The 2,114-nt window shown below is 45.7% G+C and carries 2 protein-coding genes; both read right to left on the bottom strand.

Annotation, left to right across the window (positions count from 1 at the left end; translation table 11 throughout):
* Nucleotides 1–1,064: protein kinase domain-containing protein (locus tag QUA23_RS30815; RefSeq protein ID WP_333110732.1), on the bottom strand; the 1,064-nt coding region annotated here is incomplete at its 3' end.
* An 87-nt stretch (nt 1,065–1,151) separates the two neighbouring features.
* The coding region (locus QUA23_RS30810; RefSeq protein ID WP_333110730.1) for an ATP-binding protein at nt 1,152–2,114 on the bottom strand (963 nt) is incomplete at its 5' end.

Raw genomic sequence — 2,114 nt, 5'->3', positions numbered from 1 at the left:
CGTTGCCGGACAATGGGCTTGTGGACTTCGCTGACGACTGCTGTCTTGCCAATCCCTGAAAACCCAGCAACGAGCATTATTTCACTGCTTCCTTCACTGACGCGATTGAAGGCATTGAGTAGGATTTCTACTTCTGTTTGCCGTCCGTAAAGCTTTTCTGAAATGAGAAAGCGATCGCAAATATCGCGTTGCCCTAATTCAAATAGTTCGATTTTTCCGTCTTGTAATTGTTGCCAACATCGCTCTAGATCGTGTTTGAGTCCAAGAACATTTTGATAGCGGTCTTCCGCATTCTTTGCGATTAACTTGCTGACGATATTTGAGAGTACCAAAGGGATCTTTGGATTCACGCTGTGGGCGGTAGGCGGTTGCTTGGCAACGTGACAGTGAACTAATTCCATCGGGTCTCCCGATGTCCAGGGCAACTGTCCGGTGAGCAATTCAAAGAAGGTGACACCGAGCGAATAGAAATCGCTGCGATAGTCAATTCCCCGGTTCATGCGCCCGGTTTGTTCTGGGGAAAGATAAGCTAGGGTGCCTTCTAGTCCGTTTGGATTTTGAGTGGTATGGGTTTCGCGAGGCAGCAAAGACGAAATGCTGAAGTCAATGAGCTTGACTTGTTTGGTTTCGGGATTAATCAGGATATTGGCAGGTTTGAGGTCTTTGTGAATGACTCGGTTGCGGTAGAGTCCGTTGAGAATGTCAGTTATTTGAATGGCGATCTCCAATATTTCTACTAGCGAAAGCGATCGCTCTTGGGCGTACTTTCGCAGAGAAATGCCACCAAAATCCTCCATCACTAGGGCATAGCTGTTGCGGTAGGATTCTAGAGTGTAGGCTTCAACGACTCCTGACAGACATAGATTTTTGGCAATAGCATATTGGTTGCAAAATTGCAGCAGTTCGCTGAAGTTGGGATAGTCTCGCTTGAGCAGTTTGATGACAACTGGATACTGGTCTATTTCTCGGATGGCTCGATAAACTAAGGTTCTGGAACCGCTGTACAGTTGCTCCGTCAGACGGTAGCCGGGAATGGTATCGATTAAAACTACGGTGGCATTCATTATGGACTATCCTAATCTTCAATATTGACTTTTAACAGTTAATCTGGATTTCCATTTGCGAGGTTGAACGGTGATAGCACTTCGACCTCACCCTTTCACCGGCAACAAGATTACAAATTCAGTTCCTTGATGGAGTGCAGAGTTGACCTCGAGCTCTCCCCTATGTTTTTCTACTACAATCTGGCGGGCGATCGCCAATCCCAATCCCGTTCCTTGACCTACAGATTTGGTTGTAAATAAGTGATCGAATATTTTTTGCTTCAATTCATCCGACATCCCCACTCCATTGTCTTTAATCCAAATCAAGACTCGTTTGCCTTCTTTGTCCGTAGCAGTTCGGATCGTGATTTGGTTAGGATTCGCTTTAATTTCACTAAAGCTACGTTCCTTACTTGATTCTTCCAGCGCATCAATCGCATTAGCCAAAATATTCATAAAAACCTGATTCAACTGTCCGGGGAAACAGTCCACTAGAGGCAGCTTGCCATACTCTTTCACCACTTCAATAGCAGGCCGGCGCTCGCTGGCTTTTAATCGGTGCTTGAGAATCAAAAGAGTGCTGTCAAGTCCGTCGTGAATATTAAAAGGAACCGAGCGATAGCTATCTGCCCTCGAAAAAGTTCTCAAACTCGTACTGATATCGCGAATGCGATCGGCACCCTCATTCATGGAGTTAATCAGTTCGGGCAAATCTTGTCGTAAATACTCTAAGTCAATCTCCTCGATTTTTTCTTCAATTTTCGCTCCCGGCTTGGGAAAATGATCTACATAGAGATCGATTAGCTCAAACAGATTTTGTACGTATTCCTGAGCCGGTTCTAAGTTGCCGGCAATAAAGCCTAAGGGATTGTTAATTTCGTGGGCAACCCCTGCCACCAGATTGCCGAGAGCAGACATCTTCTCACTCTGCACCAGTTGCAACTGCATCTGTTTGAGATCGTGAAGATAAAGCTCTAGTTTTTGGGCATACTCTTGGGATTGCTGATACAGTCGGGCGTTCTGTAAGGAAATTGCAGCTTGGGAACACAGGATGTTGAGGATGGCGACGCG

It is taken from the genome of Microcoleus sp. Pol1C5 (genome assembly GCF_036701115.1).
Taxonomy (GTDB): Bacteria; Cyanobacteriota; Cyanobacteriia; order Cyanobacteriales; family Microcoleaceae; genus Microcoleus.
Note: the sequence above shows the minus strand (reverse complement) of the source record. Positions and strands in the feature narration are given on the sequence as shown.